Genomic DNA, 23,688 nt, shown 5'->3' on the forward strand with positions numbered 1-23,688 from the left:
CGGCCCGTCGCAGGGGGCGGCGTCAGATCCACTTCTTGTACTTGAACCAGCCGACGAGCCCCAGGGGGAAGCCCACCATGGTCACCCACATGGCGACGTACCAGCCCGTTCCCGTCAACTGTTCGAAGTTCTGCCCGAAGAACCCCACGATGAAGGACAGGGGCAGGAAGAGGGTGGCGAAGATGGTGAGCTGCTTGCTGATGTCATTGGTGCGTTGGGCCACCACGGACAGGTAGCCGTCCATCACGTTGCCCACCACGTCACGGCTGGCGTCGATCTGCTCGTACAGCCGTATCAGGTGGTCGTAGACGTCGCGGAAGTACAGCGTCGTCTTCTCTTGAATCTGCGGGATTCCCCGGCGCGACAGCATGCCCACCACGTCGCGCTGCGGAGACAGCACGCGGCGCAGCGTCACCAGCGCGCGCTTGAGCTGGAAGATGCGCTGCAGGTGCTCCGGATCCGGCTCGGCGAAGATGGCGTCCTCCAGGTCATCCAGCCGGTCGCCGAATTCGTCCATGATGGGGAACTGCGCGTCCACGAGCGCGTCCGCGAGCATGTAGAGGATGACGTCCACGCCCCGGCCCAGCGTGCCCGCGGGGTCGTCCTTCACGCGCCGTAGGACGGCGTCATGGCTGGGCAGGCGCAGCTCGTGCACGCTGATGAGCCAGTCCTGCGCGAGGAAGAAGTGGTGCTCGTGCAGCGTGAGCTCCGTGACGTCCGAACCGCAGCTGAAGCCCTGCATCACGATGAACTGGTGGTGCGGGTATTCCTCCAGCTTGGGCCGCTGGTCCAGGTGCAGGCAGTCCTCCACGGCCAGCCGGTGTAGCTGGAAGCGCTCGGCCAGTCGGCCCAGCACCTCCGCGTTCGGCTCCAGGACGTCGATCCACTTGGGCCCCGGCTTATCGAGCAGTTCCTCACCCCCCGAGACAGCCCTGCCGTCCTCCCACAGACAGACCTGGATCATTTCCGTGGACTCCCCGGCCCAGCCCTCGGGCCCGGGACGCTTGCTAGAACTCCCCGGACGCGATGTCGAGCGGTAGAGTGGGGGCAACGTGTCCGCTGCCGCCGAGAATCCACCGCCGGCCTCCCTGACCCCGAGGCTCGAACAAATCCTCCAGTCGCTGCCCGACCGCGCCTTCTCCGCGCGGCTGAGAGCGGTGTATCTCGCCGCGGCCCAGGCCATCTCCCGGCTGAGCGACCTGGACCTGGTGAAGTACGAGACGCCCGTCGTCGACGCCAGCCCCGACCTGTCGCTGTGGGAGGAGATGGCGCCCGTCATCCGCGACACGGTGATGGACGTCAACGCGCTGCTCAACGTCATCCGGGAGCAGTTCCCCGGCACGCCGCAGCCGGCCGCGTCCCGCAAGGGCCCCGCGGACGTGCCCGCCATACTCCAGGAGGGCATGGCCAGTCTGGCCCAGAGCATCACCCAGCTGGGCGAGGCCATGCGCAACCCGTCCGTGGTGAGCGACCGCTGGCAGCTGTTGGCGGAAATCCAACGCTTCCGGTCTGACTACCGCGAACAGATGAGCCAGCTCGTCTTCGAGTCCGCGAGCACCTTCGGCGAGGTGTCTCGCGCCCAGGTGGTGCCCGGCTACGAGGCGGAGGTGAAGGCGGCCGTCACGGTGCGCGCCATCACGTCCGACCTGTCGCGCATCGTCACGGCGCGGCTCAACAAGGTGCGCGACGCGAAGCCGGAGGAGGTGCTGTGGAACGCGCAGCAGCTCCAGACGGAGCTGGACGCCTTCGGCCGCACCGCCGCGTACCGGAACCTGCGCGCACAGGACAAGCGCCACATCGTGGAGGCCCGCGCGGAGATTGGCGCGCTCGCGCTCGAGTCCGCCCCCGAGCCGGGACGGCTGCTGACGGTGACGGAAGGGCTGGAGGAGCTGGTGCGGAGCCTGTCGGCGGTGAACCAGCGCCAACTGCTCATCCTCCACGACCGCGAGGTGTGGGCCGCGTGCGGCGTGCGCCTGGAGCGCGCGCTGGCCCAGTCCACGAAGGATCCGGTCGCGTCCGCGAAGGCCCTGGCGGAGGCCGCGGCCAGCGCCCAGTCGCTCTACGGCCGGGACCCCACCATGGACGCGTTCCTGCGCAAGGCGCGCAAGCTGAAGCTCGCCACGCTCACGGGCCCGGAGCTGCTCTCCACCATCGAGTCCTTCCAGTCCCAGCTCGCGCAACTGGACGTGATGTGAAGACAGTGAGTGTGAAGGCCGTGGAACCGCGCCCCCTGCGGCAGGCGGACCTGTCCGGTGTGCAGGGCGTCTTCACCGACGTGGACGGCACGCTGACGACGGGCCACAAGCTGCGCAGCCAGACGGTGCGGTCCCTGGAGCAGCTGTCCGCGTCCGGCCTGCGCGTGGTGCTGGTGAGCGGCCGTCCGGCGGGGTGGGGCGAGGCATGGGCCCGCCAGCTCCCCGTGGACGGCGTCGTCGTGGAGAACGGCGGGCTGTTCTTCCTCAAGGACGCCAAGGGGAAGCTGCGCAAGGTGTACCTGGAGCCGCCCGCCCAGCGCGTGGCGAACCGCCAGCGCCTGGAGAAGGAGGTCGAGCGCGTGCTCGCCCAGGTGCCCGGCGCGCGGCTGTCCGTGGACAGCCGCTACACGGAAGTGGACCTGGCGGTGGACTACAACGAGGAGGCCCGGCTGGGCGATGACGGGGCCTCCCGCATCGAGTCGCTGCTGCGGGCTCGGGGCGTGACAGCGGTGCGCTCGTCGGTGCACGTCAACTGCTGGCTGGGCCGCTTCGACAAACTCTCCGCGTCGCGCCGCTTCGCCAAGGTAGCGTGGGGCGAGAAGCTGGACCCCGCGGACGGCCGGTACGTCTACGCGGGGGATTCTTTCAACGACGCTCCGATGTTCCAGGCGTTCAAGCTGGGCGTGGGCGTGGCCAACGTGCGCGCGGTGCTGGATCGCATCGACGCGCCGCCGGCCTTCATCACCCGGGCGCCCGAGGGGCGGGGCTTCGAGGAGCTGGCGCGTGCCCTCCTCTCCCGCCGCCGGCCGGCCCGCAGTCGAGGAGTTTCAACGTGAATGTCGTGAAGCTGGAGCTGGCCCGAGGCCTGGGGCGTCACCTGCGTGCGGGGCACCCGTGGGTGTTCCGCAAGGCCCTGGAGCACATGCCGCGGATTCCGGCCGGCAGCGTGGTGGACCTGACGGAGAACGGGAAGTTCGTCGCGCGCGGGTACTACGACCCGCACTCGGCCATCGCGGTGCGCGTGCTCACGCGGGACGCGAGAGAGACGGTGGACTCGCGCTTCATCACCCAGCGCGTGCAGCGGGCCCTGGCCGCGCGCACGGCGCTCATCGACCTGAAGGACACGGACAGCTACCGCCTCATCCACGGCGAAGGCGACGGCCTGCCCGGCGTGGTGGTGGACCTGTACGCGGGCTGGGCGGTGATGAAGCTCTACTCCGCGGGCCTCACTCCCTACCGCCCCCTCATCGTGGAGGCGCTGAAGGCGGGCGTCCCAGGCCTGAAGGGCATCCTCGGCCGTGACGAGGTGGGGCGCGACGACGTGGAGGAGGACGACGGGCGCGGCAGCGGGAAGATGCTGTGGGGCGAGGAGGCCCCGGAGCTCATCCCCATCCGCGAGCGCGGCGCCATCTTCCTGGTGGACGCGTGGAAGGGGCAGAAGACGGGCTTCTTCCTGGATCAGCGTGAGAACCGCTACCTCATCCGCCGGCTGGGGCAGGGGAGGGACGTGCTCAACTGCTTCAGCTTCAGCGGCGGCTTCTCCGTGAACGCGGCGCTGGGCGGGGCCAACAGCGTCTTCTCGGTGGATCAGGATCCGGAGGCCATCGCCCTGGCGCGGGAGAACTTCACGCGCAACGGGCTGCCGGCGGCGAAGCACGACTTCCTCGCGGCGGACGCGTTCGACCTCATCCAGTCGTTCAAGGAGGAGGGCCGCACGTTCGACCTCATCATCCTGGACCCGCCCGCCTTCGCGAAGAGCCAGCGCGCGGTGGAGGCCGCCGTGGACGGCTACGCGTCCCTCAACCGGCAGGCCCTGGCGCTCTTGCGTCCCGGCGGTCTGCTGGCCACGGCGTCGTGCTCCGCGCGCGTGACGGGGGACCTGTTCATGGGCGCCGTGCGCGAGGCGGGCTTCAAGGCTGGCGTGGACCTGGCGCTGGTGGAAGAGCGCTACCAGCCGCCGGACCACCCCGTGCGCCTGCAGTTCCCGGAAGGGAAGTACCTGAAGTTCTACGTGATGCAGTCGGTGTAGCGGCTTTGCCCGGCCCCGGGGCGCGCCTGACATGAGGCGCGCCTCCAGTGGTGCTCGGGAACGCTCAGGTGCCGAAGACCTTGTGGGCCACGCGGTCCAGCACGTCCTTGCCCCAGACGATGCTGGCCTTGCCCAGCCGGTCCAGGTCGCGGGTGAACTCGCGGCCGTCCGGCATGACTTCGTAGGTGCGGGTCAGGAACAGGTTGCCGGTGTCCGGCTCGAAGTCGACGTTGCCGCCGCCGGTGTCCGTGCCCTCTTCCTGCTGCTGTCGGAAGCCCTCGATGATGCCGGGCTTGGGTGCTTCACGGAACCGGTAGATGAGGGCGCTGCACTTGAGCGCGGGCGGGGACTCGACGTGCTCGAAGGCGTACTGGCCTTCGCCGCTCATCATGCCGCCCAGCCCCTGCTCGTTGAGGCCCTCGGTGACGCCAGCGCCCTGGGACTGGAGGTACCACTTCACCAGCTGCCGGGCCGCGTCGCGCGTCATCGGGCCCCCCGCGGGCGGCGCAGGACGCGCCAGTCCCATGGAGGACAGCAGCCACTGCACCTTGCTGGAGAAGGAGCTGATCACTTCGCGGGGATGACGCGATCCGCGACGCGGTTGAAGACTTCGTCGCCCCACACGAGGCTGGCTTCCACGAGCCGGTCCACGTCTTCCTTGAACTGCTGCTCCGACGGCACCACGCCGTACGTGCGGCTCAGGAAGAGGGACTTGTTCTCGGTCTCGTAGTCCACCTTGCCGCCGCCGGTGTCCGTGCCCTTCTTCTCTTCGTCACGGAACCCGTCGATGACGCCCGGCCGGGGCGCGTCGCGGAAGCGGTAGATGAGGGCGCTGCACTTCAGCGCCCCCGAGTCCTTCACGTGTTCGAAGTAGACCTGCGCGTCGCCAAGCGCGGCGCCGCCAAATCCCTTCGCGTTCAGCCCGGAGGCCTGCGCATCGCCTCCGTGGCCCCGGATGAATGACTGCACCAGTCGCTGGGCTTCTTCGAGCGTCATACGTGCAGTCATATCACACGCCGTTCCCTACCTCAGAAATTGCCGGTGCGGGCCTGGTCGAACGGGACGCGCTGGTTGAGGTACGTGTCGTTGATGTTGTGCGCGCCGGAGAAGATGCTCTTCTCGGAGAAGTAGTGGATCTTCGCGTCCTTGCCCGCGTGCTTGATCAGATCCAGGGGGCCCTTGCCGCTGGTGCCCAGACCGAACAGGCCCGGCACGGGGTCCTTGTCGTTGACGTAGTGGACGTACTTGGGGCCGTCCGGGTAGGTCGCCGCCGCGGCGCCGAAGGTCTCCACGGAGACCTTGCCCAGCTTCTCCTGCACCTGCGCGGGGGACAGCCCGTCTTCGATGCGCAGCCGCTTGGCCACGTCGCTCAGCGCGCGGCTGGTGATGAGGCCACCCTGGCTGTGCGCCATCAGGTGCACGTCACGGCCGGCCTTCAGCTCCGTGTAGAGCGAGTCCGCCAGCGTATCCACGGCCGGGTTCTTGCCCTTGTCCATCTTGTCCGTGATGCACTGGCCCAGGTCCTTGAAGAAGCCCTCGGTGGAGTTGTGGATACCGATGGTCTTCTGGCCCGTCTTGTCCGCGATGGCCTGCATCGTGGTCTCCTGGCCAGCCTTGTCCGTCATCATCCCGTTCACGTAGATGATGGTGCCGGGCTGCTTCACGCCGCCCTTGGGCTCGTAGGCGGGGATCTGGCTCAGCGGGGTGCTGGCGTCGAAGGCCTGCCCGCCCTTGCCCATGATCTTGCCGTCGTAGGCCTTGTCCTTCGCGCCGGCCGGAGCCGTGAACACGCCCGTGGGGGCCGCGGTGCGGACCGCGCCGCTCGACGACTTGGTGTCGAAGCCGTCCTTCACGGTGTTGGCCGGCTTCGCCGTGACCGGGGTCGCCGTCTTGGCCGGGGCGGCCGCGCCGGCCCCCGTGGTCGTGGTGGTGCGCGCGATGGTGTTGTTGGAGGTGCGCCCGATGGTTCCCATGGCTTGAGGCTCCTGCGGTGTGCGGATTTTTGAAGGGGGAAGGGAAAGCTTGCTGCGTTGATCCATTCTCACCCAAAGCGCCGAAAAGTTGCGAGCAGGTCACGGAATGTGTGCAACGCGCTGCGGCACGGGAAGTCCGGGAGGGGGGCGGGGACAGGAATCCGGCCCGGGCGCGGACGGGGGGACGGCTTATGGTGGGGGCATGGTCCAGAAAGGTCAGTTCCTGGAGCGCTCCACGCTCATCCCCGTGGGGTCGTCCGGCGCGGTGATGGAGGGCACGGTGCACCGGGGCCAGAAGTCGCCGCCGCTGCTCATCCTCCCGCCCCGGCCTGAGGAAGGAGGGGGGATGGATCACGTCCTGGCGGCGGAGCTGGCCTTCGCGGTGGCGAGGGCGGGCTTTCCCACCTTGCGCTTCAACCACCGGGGCGTGGGGGCCAGCCAGGGCGTCCGGGGCACCGGCGGGGCGCTGGTGGAGGACGCGGAGGCCGCGATGCGGGTGACGTTGGAGAACGCGGGGACGACGGCGCTCGCGGTGGCGTCCCTATACGGGGGGGCCCGGGTGGCGTTGGCGCTCCAGGAACGGCACCCGGCCGTGGGCGGACTGTGTCTGGTGGCTCCGGATGTGGACCCGCTGTCACTCGTGCGACTGTCGTGTCCGCTGCTGGTGATTGTGGGGGCGGAGGACACCCGGGTGCCCCGGGCGGCGCTGGCCGCGGCTGTCGCGGAGGCCGGGGGCGATTTAGAGGTCATCGACGATGCCGGGGCGACCTTCCATCGCAACCTTCCCCAGGTGGGGCGGGCGGCGGCGGCGTGGCTCCAGCGCCTGTCGGGTGGGTAGGGCGTTGGCGTGCAAACCGTTGGACTTCTTCACCTTTCTTCATCCCCCATGCCTTGCACGGCCGGCCGGGGGGCGGACAGACTGAAAGCGCAGACCCAATCGTCCCGCCGTGCGTTCGTAGTGGGTCTTCGAGGCGTCTTCGTTCAAGGAGTGTCCCGATGCGGATGAGGCGATGGAACGTGGTTCTCGCGGCGCTGGCCCTGTCGGCCTCGGCGTGCGCTTCCGCATCTCGGGAGCCGGAGGCCCCCGCCGGGCAGGACCTGGCGGCAGCGCAGGCGGAGGTGTCCCAGGCGGTGGCGGAAGGCTCGGACGACGTGGTGTCCGGCGCCATCGTGGTGGACTTCAAGGACGGCACCACCAAGGAGCAGTTCGACGCCTGGGAGCAGGAGTGGGGCGTGGACCTGGAGTTCAACTCCCTGGAGGGTCCTCGCACGGGTGTCACGCTGGCGGTGGGCGTGGACGGCGTGGAGGACGTGCTCCAGCGCATCCGCCAGAACCCGGCGGTGGAGTCCGCCGAGCCGCTCATGCAGGTGCGCACCAGCTACACGCCGAACGACCCCCAGTTCGAGTCCCAGTGGAACCTCCGGATGATCGACATGCCGAAGGCCTGGGACGGCAACCGGGGCAAGGGCGTGGTGGTGGCGGTCATCGACACGGGCATCGCCTACGAGGACCACGACGACTTCAAGCAGGTGCCGGACCTGAAGGGCGTGTCGTTCGTGAAGGGCTATGACTTCGTCAACGACGACGAGCACGCCAACGACGACCACGGCCACGGCACGCACGTGGCGGGCACCATCGCGCAGGCCACCAACAACGGCGAGGGCGTGGCGGGCGTGGCGTTCGACGCGACGCTGATGCCGCTCAAGGTGCTGAACCACTTCGGCAGTGGCACCTCCGCGGACATCGCGGACGCCATCCGCTTCGCGGCGGACCACGACGCGAAGGTCATCAACATGTCGCTGGGCGGTGGCCTGTATTCGCAGGTCATGGCCAGCGCGGTGGAGTACGCGCGCAAGAAGGGCGTCACCGTGGTGGCCGCGGCGGGCAACACCGGGCGCGGCAAGGTGGAGTTCCCCGCGGCGTACCCGGGTGCGGTGGCGGTGAGCGCGGTGGGCCCGGCCGGCACGCGCGCGCCGTACTCGTCCTACGGCAAGGAGCTGGACATCGCGGCGCCCGGTGGTGACAAGAGCCGGGGCGATACGGGCGGCATCCTTCAGAACACCATCGACCCGCGCGACCCGTCGCGCTCCATCTACGCCTGGTACCAGGGCACCAGCATGGCCGCGCCGCACGTGGCTGCCGTCGCCGCGATGCTCTACGGCGCGGGCGCCACCACGCCGGACGAGGTGGAGCAGGCGCTCTACGCCGGCGCCAAGGCGACGGAGAACCAGGCCTGGTCGGAGGAGTACGGCCATGGCGTCCTCAACGCGAATGCCTCGCTGAAGGCCTTCAACGGCGCTTCGCCCCGGTGGCCGTCGCTGGGCTGGGCCGCGGCGCTGCTCGCGCTGGTGCTGCTCACGCTGCGTGGACGCGAGCGCCCGGGCTACCTCAACGTGCTCTTCCGCCCGGCGTTCCTCGTGCCGTTGGTGCTCTCCACGGTGGGCTTCTTCTTCCTGCGCACCTGGTTCGCGGGCGCGGCGGGCTCGGCCCAGGAGGTGGTGAGCGTGGCGTCGCTGCCCATCCCGGACTGGCAGCGCATCATCTTCGGCCGGGGCGCGGTGAATCCGCTGTTCTACAGCGCGCTCATTCCCCTGGTGCTGTCGCTGCCGGCCATCGCGTGGCGGGGCTTCCGGCCGGCGGTGGGCGGCCTGGCGTTGGGCTTCGCGGGCTTCCTGGCCTACGCGGCGTGGGTGGGCGCTCCGGCGCTGGCGTGGATGCCGTTCACCTTCCTGGCGAAGCCGTGGCTGGGCTTCAACACGGTGGTGTGCCTCGTCATCGCCCGCGCGATGCTCAAGCGGGAGGACGCATGAAGCTCTCCGGCACGGTGCAGTACCAGGACCTGGAGGGCGGCGTGTGGGTCCTGAAGGCCGACGACGGCCGGACGTACCAGCTCGCGGGCGGTGACCGGAAGATCAAGAAGGACGGTCAGCGCATCTCCGCCGAGGGCAGCATCCAGCGCGACGCCGTCACCGCCGCCATGGTGGGGCCGGTGTTCCACGTCAGCTCGTACAAGTCGGAGTGACGTGGTGGCCGGAGGGAGCCATCCCTCCGGGCCTCAGCGGCTGCGCTTGTCCTTGCCGGGGCCATAGGCCTCCGACTGGCGCAGCCGCTCTTCTTCGTAGGCCTCCATGGGCACCTCGCCCTTGCGTACGGCGTCGCGGAGCTGCCGCATGGCCTTGCGCTCTGCCTGGAGCGCGGGAGCCGCGTCCTTGGGCAGCGGATCCACCGGGTGCTGGACGTCGTAGACGCTCAGCGACACGCCACGCCCATCCACGAGGCCCAGCCCCACCAGGGACAGCGTGGCCGCCGTCACCCAGGGCAGCAGCTGGAGGGCGAAGAGGGGCACGGGCTTCGTGGCGCGCACCTCCTCATCGCTGGGGGGAGTGCCGCGTCCCCACACGGAAGGGAAGTGCCGGGACGCGGCGCGCAAGCCCAGCAGCGCCGTCCAGCCCACCAGCACCAGACCCACCACGGCGCGCCAGTCCGTCACGTCGTCCGTCGCTCCGTCCTTCGCGAGCCCCGAGTGCGTGGCGATGAGGAACAGCGCCGATGACACGATGTTGTTGGCCGCATGCGCCGCGATGCCCGGCCACAGCGAGCCGGTGCGCCAGAAGAGCCAGCCGAACAGCAATCCCAGCTCCGCGCGGGCGAGGAAGCCCACCGGATCCAGGTGGAACGCGCTGAACACCACGGACGAGATGATCAGCGCGCGCCAGGGGGATGCGGGGGCTGGCGGCGTCAGGGAGCGCTGGAAGAGGCCGCGGAAGAAGACCTCTTCGCACAGCGGAGCGGCCACGGACACGCCGCCCAGCAGCAGCGCCAGCTCAATCGGCGTCTGGCCTTCGAAGAGGCGCGAGGCGTCGAACATCTCCCGCAGCCATGCGGGAGCCACCTTCTGCGCGAGGAACTGTACGGGCACCACCACGCCGACGAAGTTGGCCACGCCCAGCAGGAAGCCGAACAGGGTGGGGGCGCCCAGGAACGGCGTGAGGCCCACGTACGCGGCGGGCCGGTACCCCGAGCGGCGCAGCATGATCCACGCGAGGCCCAGGAAGAGGAACACCTCCGTGAACCACACTCCGAAGGCGGGGTTGAGCAACTGGGTGACGGCGCCCACCGTCACGAAGAGCCCGAAGGCCAGGGCCGCGGCGAGCACGGGGTGTGGCGGCGACAGCGGCGCGGGGGCCTCCGCCGGCCGCGGGTCGCTGGAAGGGAAGGCTTCGTCCACCGTGTCGTCTCCTGCCCCCTCTCCGTCAGGCGGAGAGGGGTGGGGTGCCGCGTTCGCTTCGAGGAGGAAGTGCTTCGTCAGGCCCGGTGGAGGTAGCCGCGGATCTCCTCCGCGAGCGGGTTCTTCCGGGGAAGCTCCGCCGCCGCGGCCGGGTCACCCAGCCGCAGCTTCTTGTCCTCTTCCACGAGGATGCGCTGATCCAACAGGTACTCCACCGCGTTCTCCAGCGTCGTCTTCGCCAGGGACTCGGCGGCGGTGATGCGGCCGGCGTTGTACTCGCCGCGCCCCGTCTCCAGCGCCAGCTTGACGAACGTCTTGCGGTCGGTGGCCACGCCCGCGGCCACGTCCGGCAACGTCATGGCGGCCAGCAGGTAGGCCTCCAGGAAGTCGCGCAGCAGGTCCGCCAGGAACTCCAGGTCCGGCTGGGCGTGGGCCTCCGGCGCGCGCGTGAGCGTGTCACCCTCGTGGATGACCAGACCCATGCGCACGAGCCGCTCCACGCACTCGGCGAAGATGGTGTCGAACGACGCGCCCACCCGGTAGATGAACTCCACCTTGAAGAGGCGCGACAGGAACAGCGCGCGGGCCTTCACGGTGTCGTACGGCGCGGGCGTGCCCGCGAGCAGCGCGTTGGCCACCAGGCTGCGCGCGGCCACCAGGTTCATCAGCGTGTTCTTGTAGAAGGACATCTCCGGGCGGCGTGAATCCTCCACCTGGTAGCTGACCTCGCCGCGCGCCTCCTTCGTGCGCACCATCTCGTCGGAGATGAACTCACGCATCGCGTCCTGGATGGGGCCCAGCGTCTCCGGGTTGCTCGGCGCGTTGGCCAGTTCCTTGGACAGCCGCGCGCCGTCCTCGGAAGCGATGCGGCGCAGCAGGCTGATCCGATCCGTGAGCTCGCGCTGGGTGAGGCCGCGCCGGCGGTGGGCCAGGAGCGACGCGCTCACCAGCGCGTGAGGCGTGACGGTGGACACCTTGCTGATGCCGTACATCACGCGGTTGCCCAGCGCGCGCACCAGGCCCTTCTTCTGCTCGTCCGTCACCGGCTCCTGCGGCGACAGGCCACGCGCCTGCATGAACTCCACCAGCGACAGCGGCTCGTCGAAGGTGAGGTGGATGCGCCCGTAGCGTGCGGCCAGCACCTTGGGCGCGCTCAAGAGGGCCTTCAGGTCCTCCGGCTTCTTCTCCCCGCCGGCCAGCTCCTTCGAGTAGCTGTCGGACTCCACCACCTTCTCGTAGTCGATGGAGACGGGCACGAAGTAGAGGTCGTTGCGCGCGCCATCCAGCACCGCCTCGACCTGCCACGTGAGCATGCCCAGCTTGGGCGTGAGCAGCTTGCCCGTGCGCGAGCGGCCACCCTCCGGGAAGAACTCCTGGTGGATGCCGTCATGCACCAGCTTCTTGATGTACGCCTTGAAGGACGCGGCGTAGACCTTGTCGCCCTTGAACGACCGGCGCAGGAAGAACGCGCCGCAGCGGCGGAACAGCACGCCCAGGGGCCAGAAGGACAGGTTCGCGCCCGCGGCCACCAGCGGCGCGGTGTAGCCCCGGTTCCAGAGCACCCAGCTCATCACCAGGTAGTCCACGTGGCTCTTGTGGCTGGGGCAGAGCACCACCGGCGCCTTGCCCGCGGCCTTGAGCGCGCGGTGCAGCCCGGCCTCGTCCACGCCGATGCCGTCGTAGATGCGGTTGAACACCCACTCCAGCATCGGCGCGATGAGCGCCAGCACGGACGGGTTGGGCTTGGCGGCAATGGCTTCCAGGTTGCGCTGGGCCTCGCGGTACACGCTCGAGGGCTTGCGGCCCGTGGCGGCGGCGTGCTCGTCCAGCACCTTGCGCAGCTGACGGTCGCGCAGCGTCTCCTCGATGAGCCGGTCGGTGGGCTTCTGCGGCGGGCCGAACACCGCGCGCGTCTCACGCGCGAGGAACACGTGCAGCGTGCTGCGCACCTTGCGCGCCAGCACCTCGTCGCTGACGCCCGGGTTCTCCTCGATGAAGCGGCGCAGGTCGATGGGCTCTCCCACGCGGAACTGCGCGCGCTTGTAGTTGCGGAAGAACGCCACCATGGAGTGCACGAAGCCCGGTGCCTCCGGGCTTCCGAACAGCGCGTCGCGCCAGCCCGGCTTGAGCTTCGCGGGGCGCTTCTCCCAGACGAACAGCTCCGGCACCAGGAACACCGGGCGCTCGGAGCCGCGCGCCAGCCGCACCAGTTCGGGGAAGGGGTCCTCGCGCGTCTCCTTGCCGGAGGCGTGCAGGAGCGCCGTGCGGCGCAGGAACACCAGGCCGCTGCCGCCCTGCTCGCGGGCGTAGCGGAAGCGCTCCTCCACCGCGCCACCCTGCGCCGTCTGGCGCCAGGGTTTGGTGAACCAGGGGCGCAGGTTCACCACCGCGCGGATGGGCGGCATGGCCCGGCGGACCATGGCCCACGCGATGTAGAGGAAGTTGATCCACGCCGTGGTGCGCATGACGTGCACCACGAAGCCCCGGGCGCTGAGCGCGCGCAGCTCGTTCTCGGCCTCCGGCGGGAAGTGCACCCCGTCGAAGTACCGAGCCCCGAGCACCCGGGACATGGGACCGAATTCCTCCTTCAAAGCCTCTCCTTGCGTCGCGGTCTGCGCCAGCGCGGTGTCCATCGCAGCCCCCCAGGCTACATGTTTTCCGGCGTCGGGATGCCCAGCAAGGTGAGCCCCGCCGCCAGCGTGATGCGCGTCGCGTCCGTGAGCGCCAGCCGGGCCGCGCGCACCGCGTCATTCCCCTCCACGAGGATGCGCTTGTCGCGGTCCTTGTTGCCGGCCGTGTAGTAGCGGCTGTACGCCGCCGCCACGTCCAGGAGCAGCCGCGCCACCAGGCTGGGCTCGTACTGCTCCGCCGCCGCCTTCACCGTGTCCGGCAGCCGCATCAGCTCACGCACCAGGGCCTGCTCTTCCGGGAGCGTGAGCAGGGACGGATCATACGCCGAGGGCACGCCGCCGCCCTTGCGCAGCACGTTCGCGCTCCGGGCATGCGCGTACTGGAGATAGGGCCCCGTGTGCCCCTCGAGGCTCGTCACCTCGTCCCAGTCGAACGTGTAGTCGCTGGCGCGGTTGTGCTTGAGGTCGCCGAAGACGATGGCGCCCAGGCCGATCTGCTCCGCCAGCGCCTCCGCATCGGTCGTCTCCAGGTTGCCCTGCGCGACGTTCTCCTTCACGCGCTGGAGCACGCGCTCCTTCGCCTCGTCCAGCACCTGATCCAGCTCCACCACCTGGCCCTTGCGCGTGCTCATGCCGTGGATGCGGCCGAACGGCACGTGCACGCACTTGTCCGCCCACGGCTGGCCCATCTCCGTCAGGGTGCGGAACACCTGCCGGAAGTGCAGCGCCTGGTCCTGCGCGACGACGTAGAGCGACTTGTCGAAGTTGAAGCGCGCGTGGCGGTCCTCTGCGGCGGCCAGATCGCGCGTGGCGTAGAGCGTGCTGCCGTCGTTCTTCTTGAGGAGCACGGGCGGCTCGCCGTCCGCGTAGGGCATGTCCACGATGATGGCGCCCTGGGACTCCTTCACGCCGGGCTTCTTCGCGATCTGCTCGATGACCGCGTCCATCTTGCCCTGGTAGCGGCTCTCGCCCTCGATGTGCTCGAAGTCGATACCCATGCGCGCGTAGACGCGCTTGAAGCCCTTGAGGCTCGTCTCCCGGAACTGGTTCCAGAGCTTCATCGCCTCCGCATCACCCGCCTCCATGCGGCGGAAGAACTCGCGGGCCTTCTCGTCGAAGGCCGGGTCTTCACCGGCGCGCTTGTTGGCCTGAACGTAGACCTGGACCAGATGCGCCATGTCCTCCCGGAGTTCCTCCTTGCCGAACTCCTGGAAGCCCACGGCGACGAGGCCGAACTGCTTGCCCCAGTCACCCAGGTAGTTGACGCCCTCCACGCGCCAGCCCAGCGCGCGGTACAGGTTCGCGATGCAGTGGCCCAGGAACGTGGTGCGGATGTGGTGGAAGCCAATGGGCTTGGCGATGTTGGGCGACGAGTAGTCGATGACCACCGTCTTGCCCTTGCCGTCCTCCGCGTCGCTCCCGTAGGCGAGCCCCGCCAGTCGCACGCCGTCGATGACCTCCTGGGTGAAGGGGAGGGGGAGGAAGCGCGCGTTGACGTAGGGGCCCACGGCCTTGACCTCCAGGCCCGGGACCTGGAGCGCCTGCGCGAGCTGCGCGGCGATGGCGGGGGGCGCCTTCTTCTGCGCCTTGGCGAGGGGGAAGGTGGCGAAGCTCAGGTCGCCGTGCGCGGGATCCGCGGGCTTGACCTGAGGCTCGATGTCAGCGGCGGGGACACCCAGGGCCCCGGCGAGGGCCTGGGCGAACGCGGCGCGATAGCGGCTATAGACAGAAGTGCTCATGGACCGCGCGGATACTACCCAAGGCGGGGCGCCTTCCATCCACCTCTTCTGTGGGGAAGGCGTCAGAGCGTCATTCAGGTCACGGCGGGGCCGCGGCTCTTGGGGCGCACCACCGAGGCCACGGTGTCCAGCAGCTTGGGCAGCTTCAGGGGCTTCTCGAAGTACCCGTCGATGCGGTCCGGCCCTTCACCCGAGGTGAGGGACGCGACGTCGCTCGCGCCGGAGATGATGTAGACGACCACGTCCGCCAGCGACTCCGTGGTGCGGATGTAGTGGAGCACGGAGCGTCCGTCCTCCCCCGACAGCCGCAGGTCCAGCAGCACCATGGCCGGACGGATGTGGGACAGGATGGAGCGCGCCTCGGCGGCGCCGGAGGTGGCCATCACCCGGTAGCCCTCCTGCTCCAGCACCTGTTCCAGCACCTCGCGGCAGTCCACGTCGTCCTCCACCAGGAGGATGCCGCCCGCCTTGGGCGCGGCCTGGTTCACGTCCGGGGCGCTCACGGCGCTCGCGAACAGGGGCAGGACCATCTGGAACGTGCTGCCCTCGCCCAGGATGCTGCTGGCGTCCACGCGGCCGCCGTGCAGCGCGACAATCTTGGCGACCAGCGGCAGGCCCAGTCCCGTGCCCGGGGGACGGGGCATGCCCGGCTGCGCCCGGTAGAACGAGTCGAACACGTGCTCCAGGGCTTCCGCCGTCATGCCCTGGCCGGAGTCCTTCACGGTGAGGACGCCCAGGCCCTCGCTGGACGACACGCTCACCTCGACGACGTCCTCCGTCTCGCTGTGATGGATGCCGTTCTCCACGAGGTTGTGGATGGCCTCGGAGATGCGCTCGCGGTCGCCTCGGACGAACACCTCCGGGCAGGGGGGAATCACCACGCGCACGCGGCTGTGCTCCGCGACGGCGCCCAGCCCGCGCACCACCTCTTCCGCCACGGCCTTGAGGCCGAAGGGGCGCTGGTTGAGCTGCATCTTCCCGGACGACAGCCGGGACATCAGCACCAGATCGTTCACCTGCTGGAGCAGCCGGTCCGCGTTGCGATCACAGATCTGCACCGCGCGGCGCTGCCCGTCCGTCAGCGTGCCCAGCTTCTCCCGGCCCAGCATGGCCAGGTAGGCCTTGATGGTGGTGAGCGGGTTCTTCAAGTCATGGGACACATTGCCGAGCAGCTCCTCGCGGTTCTGCTCCAGGCTCTTCAAGCCCGCGATGGCCGTCTGCAGGTCCTTGTTGCGCCGGGCGCTGTCGTCGCGCAGCCGGGCCACCTCGTAGGCGGCGGTGAGCTGCGACGCCAGCGACTGCATCAGCACGTCGGACGCCTTCCGGCGCGCGCCCAGCACCACGAGCACGCCCGTCACGCCCTGCGGTCCCTCCAGGGGCACGGCGACGGTGTCGTCCTCGCGCAGGAGCACCTTGTCGGTGAAGCACCGGCCCACCACGCCCTCGCCCGGGACGGCGGCGGTGACGCGCTCGTCGTAGCGTCCGCGCACGTGCTCCACGTGCAGCTGGTTGCGCGACGGGAAGTGGCGCGCGACGTAGCAGACCTTCGGCTTGAGCAGCGTGTGGAGCGTCTGCAGCTGCGCGCGCAGGGCCTCGGTGGGGCCCGCGTTGTCGGTGAGCTGCCGACCCATCTCCAGCAAGGCCTGGGCGGCGGTATCGGTGTCCACCGGAGGAGGCGGTTTCGCCGCCCGCTTCGGTGGAGCCTTCTTCGCGATGGTGGCGGGGCGCAGCGGGACGACCTCTGCGAGCTGCGGACCCTTCTTCTTCGATGGCACGGGTGAATCCTGCTTCATGTCTCGCGTGGGAGGGAACCGCACCGAAGCCCGGTGCCCTCCACCAACGCCGAGCGTGTCAGGTGCCCGACAGCCCCCCAGCCCCGCTGTCCGCTTCCCGGGCCGGGGTACTGGAATGACTCAGGGTCGGCGCTGGATGCGGCCGTCCTTGTCCAGGCTGTAGGGCTCCACGAGGGCGGCCTGCACCTTCTCCTGGTAGCCCTGCACGCCAAAGCCGCTCTCCGCCAGGGCCGCTAGCGCCACGGTCTGCACGCGCCGCGCGGTGTCCTCGGAGGTGAGCAGCTTGAGCAGGGGCTCGCGCGCCGGCTCGTACTTCAGGGGCCCCAGGACGTTGATGGCGGCGATCTTCACGTCGTCGGACATGTCCTCCAGGAAGGGGAGGACGGCCGGGGCCACGCGCGGATCCTGCTTGCCCAGCACGTGGTGGAGCAGCACGACCTTCTTCTCCGGGTCGCGCGTGTAGCGGGAAGACAGGTGCTGGAGCGTGTCCGCGATGACGCCCATGAGCGCGTCCTCGGCGAGCAGCTCCTGGAGGATGCGCAGCGCCCAGGACGTGGCCTGATCACTCGACTTGAGGAAGGCGCTCACCGGCGCGACGGCGTCCTGGCCGAAGTGCTTGATCAGCTCGAAGGTGTGCTCCTTCTCGTCGGCGTCGGTGGTGAGCGGGTCCACGGTGATGGTGAACCGGCTGAGCAGCACCGTGACGGCCTCGGGGTACTTCATCTCCCCCAGCTGCTGCAGGGCCTTCTGCCGCGTGGACGGCTCCCCGTACTTCTGGGTCACCTTGGACTTGAGCTTGAGGGCTTTGTCGGGGCCCGAGCCGCCCGTGAGGAAATCGAAGAGACCCATAAGTACGTACCCGCTCCGGAATCGGAAGAGTGGAGGCGCGATGTAGGACGGTGCGCCTTCCAGGACAAGTGGCAACGACAACTACAACGTCAGCTCCCGGCGCACGTCGCCCCGGTAGGCCCGCGCCAGCGTCTCCGCGGCGGCCCGGACCTCGTCCGTGGCCTCCTCGGGGACCTTCACCTGGAGCAGCAGGTACATGTCGCCCGGAGTACCGCCCCGGAGCGACGGCACGCCGCGCCCCTTGAGCCGCATCTTGCGGCCGGACTGTGAACCTGGAGGCACCTTCAGCGTCACCTCACCCTGGAACGTAGGCACGCGCACCTCGCCGCCCAGCAGCGCCTCGGAGACCGTCACCGGCAGGTCCAGGTAGAGGTCGTCGCCCTCGCGGCGCACCAGCGGATGCTCGGCCACCTCCGTCTCGATGTAGAGGTCCCCTGGAGGGCCCCCCTGGACGCCCGCCGCGCCCTGGCCGGCCAGCCGCACCTTGGAGCCGGTGACGACGCCCGCCGGAATCTTCACCGTCAGCCGGGTCGTCTCCTCCTTGATGCCGCTCCCACCGCACTGGGAGCAGGGCTCCGGGGCCTTCCCGCTGCCGCGGCAGGTGGGGCACACGCCGGATCCGCCGAACATGGCGCCGCCCCGCCGGGCCCGGCCCGTGCCGTTGCAGGTGGGGCACGTCACGAGCTTCCCGGTGTTGCCCTCGCCGTGGCACTTGGAGCAGCGCCCCGGCCGCTGGAGCGTCAACGCGCGCTCGGTGCCGGTGACGGCCTCCGCGAGCGAAACCTGCACGCGGGTCGTCAGATCATCGCCGCGCTCGGCCGCGGTGGACCGGCTGCCGCCCCGGCCCCGACTGAAGAGGTCGTTGATGTCGAAGCCGCTAGAGCCCCCGCCGCCTCCACCCGAGCGCCCGAAGATGTCGTTGAAGAGGTCCCCCAGGTCCACGCCCTCGGTGCTGAAGGGGATACCGCCGCCCCCGCTGCCCCCGGCAGCCTGGGCGGCGCGGTACTGGCGGTAGGCCGCGGCCTTCTTCTCGTCGAAGCCGATCTTCTCCGCGTCCTCGCCGAACTCGTCGTAGAGCGCGCGCTTCTTCGTATCGCCCAGCACCTCGAAGGCGGTGTTGATGCGCTTGAACTTCTCCTCCGCCCCCTTGTCGCCAGGGTTGACGTCGGGGTGGTGCTGGCGCGCCAGCTTCCGGAAGGCCTTCTTGAGGTCGTCCGCCGAGGCCGTCCGTGGCACGCCCAGAATCTGGTAGTAGTCGTCAGCCATAGGTTTTGAGGGTGGTGCAGTACCCGACAAAGGAGAACGTAACCAGCGGTGCGGTGAGCGCCAGCACGGGATGTCCGGACAGCACCGCGATGGTTACAGTCGCCGCAAGATGAGGAAGGCCATGCCAGCACCGCGCGCCCGCCGGAAGGCCCCCCTGTGGCTGGCATGCGGGCTGCTCCCGGCGGCTCTGGGTACCGCCCCGGGGTCCGGGGGGACCGCCCACGCCGCCCCCCCGCCGCCCGCTCCCGCCGTGGAGGAGGGCAGGGTGGTGGACCGCGTCGTGGCGGTCATCGAGGGCCAGGTCCTCACCCAAAGCGAGCTGGAGATGGAGGCCCGGGTGGCGCTGATCCAGCGAGGGGCCGTGCAGGCCGCCGCCCTGCCTCTGGATGAGCAGACGCTCCGGGGAGCCCTGGAGCTCTCCATCAACCAGCGCCTCCAGGTCCTGAGCGCGGATCGCCTGCAGGCCTTCCCGGCCGAGCCGGCGGAGGTGGAGGCCCGGCTGGAGGCCGTCCGGGCGCGGCTGGGAGGCGAGGCGGCGCTCCAGCGCTTCCTGGACCGGCATGGCGTAAACCGAGACGCCCTGGTGGCCGTGCTGGCGCGGGGCCTGCGGGCGGAACGAATCCTCGACAGCCGTGTCCGGTTGAAGGCACAGGTGAGCGAGGCGGAGGTCCGTCACCACTATGATGCCCACCGGGACCTGTACCCCGGTGAGTTCGACCAGGCGGCGCGCACGGCCATCCGCGAGGAGTTGGTGCGGGCGCGCTACGGAGAGCTGGCGGCCCAGGCCCTGGCTGAAGTACGCAAGTCAGCGCAGGTACGGCGGGTGGCGCCCTTCGCGCGGGAGGCACGGCGATGAGACGGCTGCGGGACGACGGGACGCCCGACAAGGGAAAGGGCTTCCTGATCCGGCAGATGACCGTGGATGACATGCCGGCGGTGATGGCGCTGGAGAAGGCGTCCTTCAAGAACCCCTGGTCCACGGAGCTGCTCGGGCGCGAGCTCCAGCACGACTGGTCCACCATCCTCCTCGTGGAGGAGCCGGTGCCCGAAGGCGGAGTCGTCCTGCTGGGCCTGGCCATCTTCTGGATCGTCCACGACGAGGTCCATGTCCTCAACGTCGCCACCGCTCCCGTTCACCGCCGCCGGGGCGTCGCGCGCGTCGTGATGGAGGAGGTGCTTCGCCGGGGCGTGGCGCGGCGCTGCTCGCTGGCCACCCTGGAGGTGCGTCGGGGCAACGAGTCCGCCCTCAACCTCTACCGCTCGCTGGGCTTCCGGCCGGTCGGCATCCGCCCGAACTACTACGCGGACGAGGGCGAGGACGCGATCGTGATGGTCCTCGACTTCTAGGGGCGTAAGGGAGTAGAGCGTCCGGCCGTCGTCGCAGTCCCAGGTTTTTCGGGTGTGAGGGAATGCACCCGGGTCCTCTGGCCGGTTCTGGCCCAGGGGCAGGCCATGCTTGACACCCCGGGGGCCCTCCCTATACTCGCGGGCCTTTTGTGTAGCCTGTAGGTAGATATGCTCCGCTTTCGTGTAGCCGGACGCGGGGTTCCCACGAAGAAGAGGTTTCAGTGCCGACCATCAGCCAGCTCGTCCGCAAGGGCCGCGAGAAGCTCAACATCAAGGGCAAGAGCCCTGCCCTGAAGGAGTGCCCCCAGAAGCGCGGTGTTTGCACGCGCGTCTACACCACGACCCCGAAGAAGCCGAACTCGGCCCTCCGCAAGGTGGCCCGCGTGCGTCTCACCAACGGCATCGAGGTGACTTCCTACATCCCCGGCGTGGGTCACAACCTCCAGGAGCACTCGGTGGTCATGATCCGCGGTGGCCGTGTGAAGGACCTCCCGGGCGTTCGCTACCACATCATCCGCGGCACGCTGGACTCCGTGGGCGTTGCCGGTCGCAAGCAGAGCCGCTCCAAGTACGGCGCCAAGCGCCCGAGCTAGTCCGGTTCTCCCGCGCGTCGTTGGCGCGGAACACCTTCGCGGTATCTGAAGCAGTGTTGGACGCTGGCCCCACACCCTGGGGAGTGTCCCTGGAAGTTCCAAGCAGTGTTCTTGAAGCCCCTGAACAAGGCTTTCCTCCGAGTGAGGAGAGTGGGGCGTAAGGGAAGAGATGCCTCGTCGTCGCGTAGTCGCCAAGCGGAAGATTCTCCCGGATCCGAAGTTCCAGGACCGGCTCGTCACCAAGTTCGTCAACGACCTGATGCGCAAGGGGAAGAAGTCCATCGCGGAGGGCGTGTGCTACGGCGCCTTCGCCCTCATGGAGGAGCGCGCGAAGGAAGACCCCCTCAAGACGTTCAAGAAGGCCCTGGACAACGTCAAGCCCGTCCTCGAGGTGAAGAGCCGCCGCGTCGGTGGCGCCACCTACCAGGTCCCCGTGGAGGTCCGTCAGGACCGCCGCGTCGCGCTGGGCATGCGCTGGATCATCTCCTACGCCAAGGCGCGTGGTGAGAAGACCATGCAGGAGAAGCTGGCCGGCGAGATCATGGACGCCGCCAACAACCGCGGTAACGCGGTGAAGAAGCGTGAAGACACGCACAAGATGGCGGAAGCCAACAAGGCCTTCGCTCACTACCGCTGGTAGGTCCCGAAAGGGGCTTCGCGGTTGCCGCCCGGATGCGCTGCCAGCGTCCGGGCGGTTTCGTTTATCTGCCCTGGCAGAAGCCCAAGAGAAGTCCGGAAGGAACCGAGTCATGGCCCGTGAGTTCCCCCTCGAGCGCTACCGCAACATCGGCATCATGGCGCACATCGATGCCGGCAAGACGACCACCACCGAGCGGATCCTGTTCTACACAGGCGCCATCCACAAGATGGGCGAGGTGCACGAAGGCACCACCACCACGGACTGGATGGTCCAGGAGCGCGAACGCGGCATCACCATCACCTCCGCGGCCATCAGCGCCTTCTGGGAGCGGACGGGCCAGCGCTACCGCGTGAACATCATCGACACGCCGGGCCACGTGGACTTCACCATCGAGGTGGAGCGCTCGCTGCGCGTGCTCGACGGCGCCATCGCGGTGTTCGACGCGGTCAACGGTGTCGAGCCGCAGTCGGAGACGGTGTGGCGCCAGGCGGACCGCTACAAGGTCCCGCGCATCTGCTTCATCAACAAGATGGACCGCGTGGGCGCGGACTTCGAGATGTCCGTCGGCACCATCAAGGAGAAGCTGGGCGCGCGCCCCGTGCGCATGCAGCTGCCCCTGGGCAGCGAGGACAAGCTCAAGGGCGTCATCGACCTGGTGCGAATGAAGGCGCTCGTGTTCCAGGACGCGGAGCAGGGCAGTCGCTTCGAGCTCCAGGACATCCCCGCGGAGTACCAGGAGGCCGCCGCCGCCGCGCGCGGAGAGCTGCTGGAGGCCGCCGCCGAGCAGGACGACGCGCTCACGGAGAAGTTCCTCAACGGCGATGAGCTCACCGAGGACGAGGTGCGCGGCGCCATCCGCAAGGGATGTGTGGGGCTGAGGCTGTTCCCGGTGTTCTGCGGCTCGGCGTTCCGCCACAAGGGCGTGCAGCCTCTGTTGGACGCGGTGGTGGACTACCTGCCCAGCCCGCTGGACATCCCGCCGGTGCAGGCCAAGACGCCCAAGGGCGAGGACGTCATCCGCGAGACGCGCGACGACGCGCCCTTCAGCGCGCTGGCGTTCAAGATCATGAACGACCCGTCCTTCTCCTCGCAGACGCTGACGTTCCTGCGCGTCTACTCGGGGAAGCTGGAGGCGGGCACTGCGGTGTGGAACTCCGTGAAGGGCAAGCGCGAGCGCGTCAGCCGGCTCGTGCAGATGCGCGCGGACAAGAAGGACGAACTGACGGAGTGCTACGCCGGCGACATCTGCGCGGTGGTGGGCCTGAAGCTGGCGAGCACGGGCGACACGCTCTGTGACGACAAGCAGCCCGTCATCCTGGAGCGGATGGAGTTCCCGGAGCCCGTCATCGACATCGCCATCGAGCCGAAGTCCACCGCGGACCAGGACAAGATCATCCAGGCCCTGCAGCGGCTGGCCATGGAGGACCCGTCCTTCCGCGTGCGCTCCAATGAGGAGACGGGCCAGACGCTCATCGCCGGCATGGGCGAGCTGCACCTCGAAATCATCGTCGACCGGCTCCTGCGCGAGTTCAAGGTGGACGCGAACATCGGCAAGCCGCAGGTGGCCTACCGCGAGACGGTGACGGCGACGAAGGTCGCGGAGGGCAAGTACATCCGCCAGGCGGGTGGCAAGGGGCAGTACGGCCACATCAACCTGCGCGTGTCCCCGAACGAGCCCGGCAAGGGCTTCGAGTTCGTCAGCACCATCACCGGTGGCGCCGTGTCCAAGGAGTTCGTGGACGCCGCGCGCGACGGCGCGAAGGAGGCCATGCAGAACGGCCCCGTCGCCGGCTACCCCATGGTGGACGTGAAGGTGGAGGCCTACGACGGCTCCATGCACGACGTGGACTCGTCGGAGATGGCCTTCAAGATCGCCGGCTCCATGGCCTTCAAGGACGCGGTCCGCGCGGCGAACCCCGTCCTGCTGGAGCCCATCATGGCCACGGAGGTCGTCACCCCGGAGGCCGCCATGGGCGACGTCATCGGCGACCTGAACGGCCGGCGCGGGAAGATCCTGGGCATGACGCCCCGGCCTGGCGGCGTGCAGGCCATCCAGGCGGAGGTGCCCCTGGCCGCCATGTTCGGGTACTCGACCGACCTGCGCAGCAAGAGCCAGGGAAGGGCGACCTACACCATGCAGTTCAAGCACTACGCACCGGCGCCGAAGTCAGCGCTCAACCCGAGCTACTGACCTCCCGCCCGTCAGGGGAGCCGCCGGGCGAATTCTGTTGACGTTCCAGCAGCTTTGAAGCACACGCAGCACCCCTCGGAAGTTCTCCCGAAGTCCTATACCGCCGGGGTCGCACCGGCGGCGTCGTGAGGAGCGGTTCATGTCCAAGGAAAAGTTCGATCGCAGCCTGCCCCACGTGAACATCGGAACGATTGGGCACGTGGACCACGGCAAG

General features: G+C 69.2%; 21 protein-coding genes. 11 read left to right on the forward strand and 10 right to left on the reverse strand.

Annotated features, from left to right (window positions below; all coding sequences use genetic code 11):
* Window positions 1-22: 22 nt before the first annotated feature.
* Window positions 23-964, reverse strand: coding sequence for a magnesium transporter CorA family protein (locus GTZ93_RS40800; protein WP_139920878.1), 942 nt, complete (start codon window positions 962-964; stop codon window positions 23-25).
* 88 nt (window positions 965-1,052) lie between these two features.
* Here GTZ93_RS40800 and GTZ93_RS40805 point away from each other — a divergent pair, with 88 nt between their 5' ends.
* The 3 genes from GTZ93_RS40805 to GTZ93_RS40815 are packed head-to-tail and all read left to right on the forward strand — an operon-like array spanning window position 1,053 to window position 4,224.
* Window positions 1,053-2,195: a hypothetical protein gene (locus tag GTZ93_RS40805; RefSeq protein ID WP_139920876.1), complete on the forward strand. Its 1,143-nt coding sequence runs from the start codon at window positions 1,053-1,055 to the stop codon at window positions 2,193-2,195.
* A 20-nt stretch (window positions 2,196-2,215) separates the two neighbouring features.
* Window positions 2,216-3,031, forward strand: a complete 816-nt coding sequence (locus GTZ93_RS40810) for an HAD-IIB family hydrolase (RefSeq protein ID WP_257979379.1) — start codon at window positions 2,216-2,218, stop codon at window positions 3,029-3,031.
* Entirely contained in the window at window positions 3,028-4,224 is a 1,197-nt protein-coding gene (locus GTZ93_RS40815; RefSeq protein ID WP_120580318.1) for a class I SAM-dependent rRNA methyltransferase, read from the forward strand. The genes GTZ93_RS40810 and GTZ93_RS40815 overlap by 4 nt, the downstream gene beginning before the upstream one ends.
* A 64-nt stretch (window positions 4,225-4,288) precedes the next feature.
* Here GTZ93_RS40815 and GTZ93_RS40820 read toward each other — a convergent pair whose 3' ends face one another.
* Genes GTZ93_RS40820 through GTZ93_RS40830 form a run of 3 tightly spaced genes read right to left on the reverse strand, consistent with a single transcriptional unit; the run spans window position 4,289 to window position 6,197 of the window.
* Window positions 4,289-4,795 (reverse strand): hypothetical protein, encoded by a 507-nt coding sequence (locus GTZ93_RS40820; RefSeq protein WP_233597390.1) that lies wholly within the window; start codon window positions 4,793-4,795, stop codon window positions 4,289-4,291.
* Window positions 4,792-5,220: a hypothetical protein gene (locus GTZ93_RS40825; RefSeq protein ID WP_120580319.1), complete on the reverse strand. Its 429-nt coding sequence runs from the start codon at window positions 5,218-5,220 to the stop codon at window positions 4,792-4,794. The genes GTZ93_RS40820 and GTZ93_RS40825 overlap by 4 nt, the downstream gene beginning before the upstream one ends.
* Before the next feature lie 32 nt (window positions 5,221-5,252).
* Window positions 5,253-6,197 carry an alpha/beta fold hydrolase gene (locus tag GTZ93_RS40830; RefSeq protein ID WP_126933285.1) on the reverse strand — a complete coding sequence of 315 codons (945 nt, stop codon included), beginning with the start codon at window positions 6,195-6,197 and terminating at the stop codon, window positions 5,253-5,255.
* Window positions 6,198-6,399: 202 nt separating this feature from the next.
* Between GTZ93_RS40830 and GTZ93_RS40835 the strand changes: the two genes are divergently transcribed.
* The 3 genes from GTZ93_RS40835 to GTZ93_RS40845 all read left to right on the forward strand — a co-directional run bounded on the left by GTZ93_RS40835 (window position 6,400) and on the right by GTZ93_RS40845 (window position 9,220).
* Entirely contained in the window at window positions 6,400-7,035 is a 636-nt protein-coding gene (locus tag GTZ93_RS40835) for a serine aminopeptidase domain-containing protein (protein ID WP_121755436.1), read from the forward strand.
* A 158-nt stretch (window positions 7,036-7,193) separates the two neighbouring features.
* Window positions 7,194-9,008 (forward strand): S8 family serine peptidase, encoded by a 1,815-nt coding sequence (locus tag GTZ93_RS40840; RefSeq protein WP_139921493.1) that lies wholly within the window; start codon window positions 7,194-7,196, stop codon window positions 9,006-9,008.
* Window positions 9,005-9,220, forward strand: a complete 216-nt coding sequence (locus GTZ93_RS40845; RefSeq protein ID WP_120580769.1) for a DUF5818 domain-containing protein — start codon at window positions 9,005-9,007, stop codon at window positions 9,218-9,220. The genes GTZ93_RS40840 and GTZ93_RS40845 overlap by 4 nt, the downstream gene beginning before the upstream one ends.
* A gap of 33 nt (window positions 9,221-9,253) precedes the next feature.
* Here GTZ93_RS40845 and GTZ93_RS40850 read toward each other — a convergent pair whose 3' ends face one another.
* From GTZ93_RS40850 to GTZ93_RS40875, 6 genes are all read right to left on the reverse strand, one after another.
* A complete protein-coding gene (locus GTZ93_RS40850) occupies window positions 9,254-10,426 on the reverse strand; it encodes a type II CAAX endopeptidase family protein (protein ID WP_257979410.1) in 1,173 nt (390 codons plus the stop codon).
* A gap of 77 nt (window positions 10,427-10,503) precedes the next feature.
* Window positions 10,504-13,059: a 1-acyl-sn-glycerol-3-phosphate acyltransferase gene (locus tag GTZ93_RS40855; RefSeq protein ID WP_120580768.1), complete on the reverse strand. Its 2,556-nt coding sequence runs from the start codon at window positions 13,057-13,059 to the stop codon at window positions 10,504-10,506.
* A gap of 14 nt (window positions 13,060-13,073) precedes the next feature.
* A complete protein-coding gene (gene argS, locus GTZ93_RS40860; protein ID WP_121761177.1) occupies window positions 13,074-14,795 on the reverse strand; it encodes an arginine--tRNA ligase in 1,722 nt (573 codons plus the stop codon).
* 74 nt (window positions 14,796-14,869) lie between these two features.
* Entirely contained in the window at window positions 14,870-16,570 is a 1,701-nt protein-coding gene (locus GTZ93_RS40865; RefSeq protein ID WP_121779099.1) for a hybrid sensor histidine kinase/response regulator, read from the reverse strand.
* A 138-nt stretch (window positions 16,571-16,708) separates the two neighbouring features.
* Entirely contained in the window at window positions 16,709-17,437 is a 729-nt protein-coding gene (locus GTZ93_RS40870) for a HEAT repeat domain-containing protein (protein WP_139921495.1), read from the reverse strand.
* 81 nt (window positions 17,438-17,518) lie between these two features.
* A complete protein-coding gene (locus tag GTZ93_RS40875; RefSeq protein WP_139921497.1) occupies window positions 17,519-18,703 on the reverse strand; it encodes a DnaJ C-terminal domain-containing protein in 1,185 nt (394 codons plus the stop codon).
* Between the two features lie 265 nt (window positions 18,704-18,968).
* Between GTZ93_RS40875 and GTZ93_RS40880 the strand changes: the two genes are divergently transcribed.
* The 5 genes from GTZ93_RS40880 to fusA all read left to right on the forward strand — a co-directional run bounded on the left by GTZ93_RS40880 (window position 18,969) and on the right by fusA (window position 23,474).
* The gene (locus GTZ93_RS40880) at window positions 18,969-19,559 is read left to right on the forward strand and encodes a hypothetical protein (protein WP_315967417.1); all 591 of its coding nucleotides are present in this window, start codon (window positions 18,969-18,971) and stop codon (window positions 19,557-19,559) included.
* A complete protein-coding gene (gene rimI, locus GTZ93_RS40885) occupies window positions 19,556-20,050 on the forward strand; it encodes a ribosomal protein S18-alanine N-acetyltransferase (RefSeq protein WP_120581491.1) in 495 nt (164 codons plus the stop codon). The genes GTZ93_RS40880 and rimI overlap by 4 nt, the downstream gene beginning before the upstream one ends.
* Window positions 20,051-20,271: 221 nt before the next feature.
* Complete coding sequence (rpsL, locus tag GTZ93_RS40890) at window positions 20,272-20,643, forward strand: 30S ribosomal protein S12 (protein ID WP_014395857.1); 372 nt, start codon at window positions 20,272-20,274, stop codon at window positions 20,641-20,643.
* Window positions 20,644-20,812: 169 nt separating this feature from the next.
* Window positions 20,813-21,283, forward strand: coding sequence for a 30S ribosomal protein S7 (gene rpsG / locus GTZ93_RS40895; protein ID WP_014395858.1), 471 nt, complete (start codon window positions 20,813-20,815; stop codon window positions 21,281-21,283).
* Window positions 21,284-21,392: 109 nt separating this feature from the next.
* Window positions 21,393-23,474: an elongation factor G gene (gene fusA, locus GTZ93_RS40900; RefSeq protein WP_139923652.1), complete on the forward strand. Its 2,082-nt coding sequence runs from the start codon at window positions 21,393-21,395 to the stop codon at window positions 23,472-23,474.
* Window positions 23,475-23,688: the final 214 nt, after the last annotated feature.

This window comes from Corallococcus exiguus, assembly GCF_009909105.1.
Lineage (GTDB): Bacteria > Myxococcota > Myxococcia > Myxococcales > Myxococcaceae > Corallococcus > Corallococcus exiguus.

Excerpts from the sequence above, each read along its gene's own strand:
- GTZ93_RS40845 (WP_120580769.1), top strand. The coding sequence starts at position 9,005 with ATGAAGCTCTCCGGCACGGTGCAGTACCAGGACCTGGAGGGCGGCGTG.
- fusA (WP_139923652.1), top strand. The coding sequence starts at position 21,393 with ATGGCCCGTGAGTTCCCCCTCGAGCGCTACCGCAACATCGGCATCATG.
- argS (WP_121761177.1), bottom strand. The coding sequence starts at position 14,795 with ATGAGCACTTCTGTCTATAGCCGCTATCGCGCCGCGTTCGCCCAGGCC.
- rpsG (WP_014395858.1), top strand. The coding sequence starts at position 20,813 with ATGCCTCGTCGTCGCGTAGTCGCCAAGCGGAAGATTCTCCCGGATCCG.
- GTZ93_RS40875 (WP_139921497.1), bottom strand. The coding sequence starts at position 18,703 with ATGGCTGACGACTACTACCAGATTCTGGGCGTGCCACGGACGGCCTCG.
- GTZ93_RS40800 (WP_139920878.1), bottom strand. The coding sequence starts at position 964 with ATGATCCAGGTCTGTCTGTGGGAGGACGGCAGGGCTGTCTCGGGGGGT.
- GTZ93_RS40855 (WP_120580768.1), bottom strand. The coding sequence starts at position 13,059 with ATGGACACCGCGCTGGCGCAGACCGCGACGCAAGGAGAGGCTTTGAAG.
- rimI (WP_120581491.1), top strand. The coding sequence starts at position 19,556 with ATGAGACGGCTGCGGGACGACGGGACGCCCGACAAGGGAAAGGGCTTC.
- GTZ93_RS40825 (WP_120580319.1), bottom strand. The coding sequence starts at position 5,220 with ATGACGCTCGAAGAAGCCCAGCGACTGGTGCAGTCATTCATCCGGGGC.
- GTZ93_RS40870 (WP_139921495.1), bottom strand. The coding sequence starts at position 17,437 with ATGGGTCTCTTCGATTTCCTCACGGGCGGCTCGGGCCCCGACAAAGCC.
- GTZ93_RS40830 (WP_126933285.1), bottom strand. The coding sequence starts at position 6,197 with ATGGGAACCATCGGGCGCACCTCCAACAACACCATCGCGCGCACCACC.
- GTZ93_RS40840 (WP_139921493.1), top strand. The coding sequence starts at position 7,194 with ATGCGGATGAGGCGATGGAACGTGGTTCTCGCGGCGCTGGCCCTGTCG.
- GTZ93_RS40835 (WP_121755436.1), top strand. The coding sequence starts at position 6,400 with ATGGTCCAGAAAGGTCAGTTCCTGGAGCGCTCCACGCTCATCCCCGTG.